The following is a 412-nucleotide window of genomic DNA, read 5'->3' on the forward strand; positions in this document are numbered from 1 at the left end:
GGGGTCCTGGGGTCCTCTGCCCGAATGCCCCAAAGGTCGGCAGTTTCGGTCTTGAACCGCACGCCAGCGCTGTTGCGCCCGCCTGCCAACAATTCGAAATCCAGGTGGTCCCATGCCTCCTTCGGGAGGTTGCCGCCTGCACGCCGTTTTGCCCATGTGAGCGCGGCATCCCTCGCTTTCTTGGCTGACTTTACGAAATCATCGCCGTCCAATTGCGCAGCTACACGGAGGATTTCAACATCGCGCACGGCCTGGGGCATGCGACGAGCAAGAGGCGTGAGGGCTTCGCTGAACGTCGTGGCCATCTGTTTACTCACTTTCGTCCGCGTCGCGATTTCGGCGCGGCGGCTCTGGCTTCGCGGATGCGGGCGAGGAGGGTTTCGGCGGGTTCGTCGTTGGAGTCTTGGGGGAC

General features: G+C 62.9%; 1 protein-coding gene. It reads right to left on the minus strand.

From position 1 onward, the window contains the following. The coding region (locus tag AB4091_RS21955) for a hypothetical protein (protein WP_442295051.1) at nucleotides 1-305 on the minus strand (305 nt) is incomplete at its 3' end. Nucleotides 306-412: the final 107 nt, after the last annotated feature.

The organism is Terrabacter sp. 2RAF25, from assembly GCF_052115265.1.
In the GTDB taxonomy this organism is placed as follows: Bacteria; Actinomycetota; Actinomycetes; order Actinomycetales; family Dermatophilaceae; genus Terrabacter.